Genomic DNA, 4,911 nt, shown 5'->3' with positions numbered 1-4,911 from the left:
CAGTCCCATGTCCGTGTTGCAGGACCCCGCCACCACCCCGTTCTTCCGCCTGACCATCGACGGCGACATCGTGGGCGACTTCAACAAGGTGGACGGGCTGGCCGTGCGGATGGAGACCGAGCAGTACCAGGAGGGCGGCAACAACGGATACGCCTGGCAGCTGCCCACCCGGATCACCTTCTCCACGATCCGGTTGACCCGCCCGGTGACCGAGGACTCCGCACGGATCGCCAAGTGGATCTCCTCCGTCCAGACCGGCATCGTCCGCCCCACGGGCGCGATCACGGCCCTCCTGGCCAACGGCACCGAGATCGTCACCTGGGGCCTGCTGGACGTCCTGCCGGTGGGGTGGACGGGCCCCGACTTCGACCCGGAGGGCAACTCCGTGGCCGTGGAGGTGCTGGAGATCGCCCACCACGGGTTCACCGACTGACGGCCGGTTCCACCGGCAGCGACGCACGCGTCCACCGCGACAACCGATCCACCGCGACAACCGATTCACCGCGACAATCGACCGAAGGGACACCCTGCGACATGGCCATGGGACCGCGCGGCGCGGGAGCGAGCCTGGTCCGCGCCTCGCTCGCCATCCACCAGCCGCCCAAGGGGGTCGGCACCAACCCCGGGGGGCTCATCGAGGAGTTCACCTTCGACTTCAACCCGGCCCAGCTGTCGCTGAGCCGGCGCGCCCAGTGGAAGGCCACTCCGACGGTGGCCGTGCGCGACGGCTCCATACCGCAGTTCATGGGGCCCGACCCCCGTGAACTGTCGCTGGAGATCTTCCTCGACAACTCGGAGGACCCCACCGACGACGCGGTGCTCAAGAAGGTGGAGGCGCTGTTGGCCTGCTGCGAGGTGACGGCCGAGAGCATCGCGGCCCAGCAGCCGTCGCCGCCGTGGGTGGTGCTCCGATGGGGGTCGTTCTCGACGGTGCACTTCACCGCCTACGTCGCCTCGGTCGATGTCACCTACTCGCTCTTCTCGACCACCGGAACGCCGATCCGGGCGACCTGCCGGATGGCCCTGCACGAGATCCCGGGTCGGACGGCGGGGCAGAACCCGACCTCGGGCGCCCTCACCGCACGGCGCGTGCACCGGGTCGTGGCGGGCGATTCACTGCCCTCGCTGGCCTGGCGGGAGTACGGCGAGGCGGGGGCCTGGCGGGCCATCGCCGAGGCGAACGACATCGACGACCCGACCCGTCTGACGCCCGGCTCGGAACTGATGCTCCCGGCGGCCGGGGAGGTGAGGAGCTGATGGCGGAGGTATCGTTCTCCAGCGTTCTGGACGTGTCCGTCGGGGGAAAGGCTCTCCACTCCGTCCCGGGCACCGAACTCGTGGAGGGATGGGTCAGCCAGGGCGCGGGAGTGCCGGCGGCGTTCCGGCTGGTCTTCCGGGACCCCCATTACACGGCCCTCGGTCTGCTGGGGGTGAGGTTCGGCACGCCCGTGGTGATCACTCCGGTCGCGGACGGACAGGGCATCGCCGACCCGCTGTTCACCGGCGAGGTGGCGGGCATGGAGACCGACTTCGACGGCGCCGGCTCGTTCACGATCATCCGGGGGTACGACCACGGCTTCCGGCTGATGCGGCGCAGTCGGGTGAAGGCGTACCGGGGGGAGACCGCCGCCTCGATCGCCCGCCGGTTGGCCTCCGAGAACGGGGTGCCGATCGGCCGGATCGACGCCACGGACGGCGAGTACGAGTTCATCAGCCAGTCCGGCGAGACCGACTGGGACTTCCTGGGCCGCCTCGCCGAGGAGAACAAGCGCGTCATGTCCATCGACGCCGAGGGGAGGTTCCACTTCATCGACCCGAAGCCGGCCTCCGGCGCCCCCGCGCCGCAGGGGGTCACCGACCCCAACCCCCTGGTGCTCCACGCCGGTTCCGACGTGCTGCACCTGCGGGCCGCCGTCACCGCCGGAGACCAGGTGAGCGGGGTGGAGGCACGGGGCTGGAACGTGACCACGAAGCGGGAGGTGGTCGCCTCGGTCGCCAACCCCTCCACGAAGCGCTTCGGGATCGGCACCTCCCCCTCGGACGCGGCGGGGGCGTTCCCCGACGTCACCCTGGTGGACGCGGACATCCCCCGGGACCGGGATCCGGACGCCGAACGCGCCGCGAAGGCCCTCGCCGACGACATCGCCTCCTCCTTCGCCGAGTTGGAGATCACCGTCCACGGAAACCCGAGGGTGCGTCCCGGCACCCCGGTGTTCCTGAACGGGGTCGGCGACCGGTTCACCGGCCGCTACACCATCACCTCCGTCGAGCACATCCTCGACGAGGGGGCGTACCGCACCGTGGCCACGGTCAGCGGCCGGCAGTGGCGGTCGCTGTACGGAGTGGCCTCCGGCGGCGGCCCCGCCTCCGGGTCGCGGCTGCCGGGCGTGACGATCGCGATCGTCGACGACGTGACGGACCCGCTCCGGCAGGGGCGGGTGAAGCTCCGCTTCCCCTGGCTGGACGACACCTACGTCAGCGACTGGGCCCGGGTGACGCAGTGGGGCGGCAAGGGGGGCGGCGGGATCTTCCCGCTGGAGGTCAACGACGAGGTGCTGGTGGCGTTCGACCGGGGCGCCTTCGACCACCCCTACGTCGTCGGCGGCCTCTACAACGGGGTGGACGATCCGACCCCGGTGCCGGACGTGCCGCTGTACGACGGCCCCCGGAACGAGGCCGCCCGGCACACCCTCTCCGACCGGCAGGGCAACCGGATCGACCTGCTCAGCCGGCGCGCCGGCCGCAACGGCGTCCGCATGGCCAGCGGCGACGGCAAACTGACGATCAACCTGGATCGAACCGGGACCGAGATCACCGTCGACAGCGACGGCGCCATCGCCATCACCGGCGGCGGGAACGTCTCGGTGGACGCCGGGGGAGACCTGACGCTGAAGGCGGGCCGCAAGCTCTCCCTGGCCAGCGGCGGCGACCTCGACATCCGCAGCCGGGGCAACCTGACCGCCGAGGGGCTGGGTGCCGTCGCCCTCAAATCCACGATGGGCCTCATGACCATCGACGCCTTCACGCTCCTCACCATCACCGGGAAACCGATCATGATCAAGAGCCCCTTGCTGGCCACCGTCAACAAGATGCCCTTCCCGCCCTGACGCCCGGCCGGCGGACCCCGCCGGCAGATCCCACCACCGCACCGGTCGGAGAAAGGCAGGTACACGGCCGATGGCCGAACAGTTCGTCGGATCGGGATGGTCGTTCCCCCTGCGTATCTCGCCCACCGGGGGCATCGCCCTGGTCGCCGGGGAACGGGAGGTCGAGGAGTCGATCAGACTCGTGCTGGCCACCGCCCCGGGCGAGCGGCCGATGCGCCCCGAGTTCGGCTGCGCCATCCACGACCTGGTGTTCGCCCCGATCAACGAGCAGACCGCCGGCCGCCTGCGGCACGAGGTGTACACCAGCCTGGACCGTTGGGAGCCCCGCATCGAGGTGCACGACGTCCGGGTGACGCCCGGGGCCGGGTCCGGCGTGCTGTACATCGACGTCCGGTACGCGATCCGGGGCACCAACAACCCGCGCAGCCTGGTCTTCCCCTTCTACGTCATCCCGTCCCACGACGAGCCGGACACCCCGGGTCCCGCTTTCGAAAGCGAACACTGATGGCCCTGCCCTCCCCGAACCTCGACGACCGCCGCTTCCAGCAGTTCGTGGACGACGCCAAGCGCTTCATCCAGCGGCGCGCCCCCGAGTGGACCGACCACAACGTCTCCGACCCCGGGATCACGCTGGTCGAGACCGTCGCCCACATCGCCGACCAGATCGTCTACCGGCTCAACCGGGTCCCGGAGAAGAACCAGTTGGCCTTCCTCGACCTGGCCGGCATCACGCTCTTCCCGCCGTCGGCGGCCCGCGCGGAGGTCACCTTCCGGCTCAGCGCGCCGCAGGAGGAACCTGTCCGGGTGCCGCCGGGCACCGAACTGGCCACCTCCCGCCCCGAGAAGGGCGACGCGGTCGTCTTCGCCACCGAGCGGCCCCTCACCATCGTCCCCTGCGAGCTGCGCCACCTGGCCGTGCACCACCACGGCGAGGCCGTCACCGACCGCACCGCCGACCTCGCCGAGGGCGTCGATTCGAGGTGCTTCGCGCAGACGCCGGCCCCCGGAGACTGCCTCCTGTTCGGCCTGAGCGCGGCCGTGCCGCACTGCACGGTGGTACTCGAACTGGACAGCCGGGTGGACGGTGTCGGGGTCGACCCCCGGCAGCCGCCCCTGGTGTGGGAGGCGTGGACCGAGGACGGCTGGGCGGAGTGCGGGGTCGAGGAGGACGGCACCGGCGGACTGAACCGGCCGGGACACCTGATCCTCCACGTGCCCGGCGGACACGCCCGCTCGCGCACCGGCGGCCGGCTCGCCGGCTGGCTGCGCTGCCGGGTCACCGAACCCGCCCCCGACCAGCCGTTCTACGCCGCCTCCCCGACCCTGCGCTCCGCCGAGGCCTACACCATCGGCGGCACCACCCCGGCCGTGCACGCCGAGACCGTGCACGACGAGGCGCTCGGCGAGGCCACCGGCCTGCCCGGCCAGCGGCTGACCCTGGCCCGCCGGCCGGTGGTCGCCGACGACCCGCCCGTCCTGCTCCAGACGGCCGAGGAGGGCGGCTGGACGGACTGGGAGGTCGTCCCCGACTTCGCCTCCTCCCGTCCCCACGACCGGCACGTCACCCTCGACGCGACCACCGGCACCATCGCCTTCGGCCCGGCGGTCCGCGAACCGGACGGCACACTGCGGCAGTACGGCATGGTCCCCCCCAAGGGCGCGGTGATCCGGGCCCGCCGCTACCGCACCGGCGGCGGCCGCGCCGGGAACGTGGCGCGCGGCACGATCCGCGTCCTGCGCACCTCGGTGCCCTACGTCTCCGAGGTGGTCAACCGCGAGGCGGCGCGCGGCGGCGTGGACGGCG

The 4,911-nt window shown here is 71.9% G+C and carries 5 protein-coding genes; all 5 read left to right on the top strand.

The window, feature by feature from the left end; genetic code table 11:
* The first annotated feature begins 7 nt into the window (after nt 1-7).
* On the top strand, nt 8-433 hold the full coding sequence (locus tag FNQ90_RS12610) for a phage tail protein (RefSeq protein ID WP_182606460.1): 426 nt from the start codon (nt 8-10) through the stop codon (nt 431-433).
* Between the two features lie 101 nt (nt 434-534).
* Nucleotides 535-1,257, top strand: a complete 723-nt coding sequence (locus tag FNQ90_RS12605) for a CIS tube protein (RefSeq protein WP_182606459.1) — start codon at nt 535-537, stop codon at nt 1,255-1,257.
* A complete protein-coding gene (locus FNQ90_RS12600) occupies nt 1,257-3,107 on the top strand; it encodes a VgrG-related protein (protein WP_182606458.1) in 1,851 nt (616 codons plus the stop codon). Before FNQ90_RS12605 ends, FNQ90_RS12600 begins: the two co-directional genes overlap by 1 nt.
* A gap of 70 nt (nt 3,108-3,177) precedes the next feature.
* A complete protein-coding gene (locus tag FNQ90_RS12595; RefSeq protein WP_182606457.1) occupies nt 3,178-3,612 on the top strand; it encodes a GPW/gp25 family protein in 435 nt (144 codons plus the stop codon).
* On the top strand, nt 3,612-4,911 hold a 1,300-nt coding region (locus FNQ90_RS12590), incomplete at its 3' end, for a putative baseplate assembly protein (protein WP_182606456.1). The genes FNQ90_RS12595 and FNQ90_RS12590, both read left to right, overlap by 1 nt.

It is taken from the genome of Streptomyces alkaliphilus (assembly GCF_014141535.1).
Lineage (GTDB): Bacteria > Actinomycetota > Actinomycetes > Streptomycetales > Streptomycetaceae > Streptomyces > Streptomyces alkaliphilus.
Note: the sequence above shows the minus strand (reverse complement) of the source record. Positions and strands in the feature narration are given on the sequence as shown.

Excerpts from the sequence above, each read along its gene's own strand:
- FNQ90_RS12610 (WP_182606460.1), top strand. The coding sequence starts at position 8 with ATGTCCGTGTTGCAGGACCCCGCCACCACCCCGTTCTTCCGCCTGACC.
- FNQ90_RS12605 (WP_182606459.1), top strand. The coding sequence starts at position 535 with ATGGCCATGGGACCGCGCGGCGCGGGAGCGAGCCTGGTCCGCGCCTCG.
- FNQ90_RS12600 (WP_182606458.1), top strand. The coding sequence starts at position 1,257 with ATGGCGGAGGTATCGTTCTCCAGCGTTCTGGACGTGTCCGTCGGGGGA.
- FNQ90_RS12595 (WP_182606457.1), top strand. The coding sequence starts at position 3,178 with ATGGCCGAACAGTTCGTCGGATCGGGATGGTCGTTCCCCCTGCGTATC.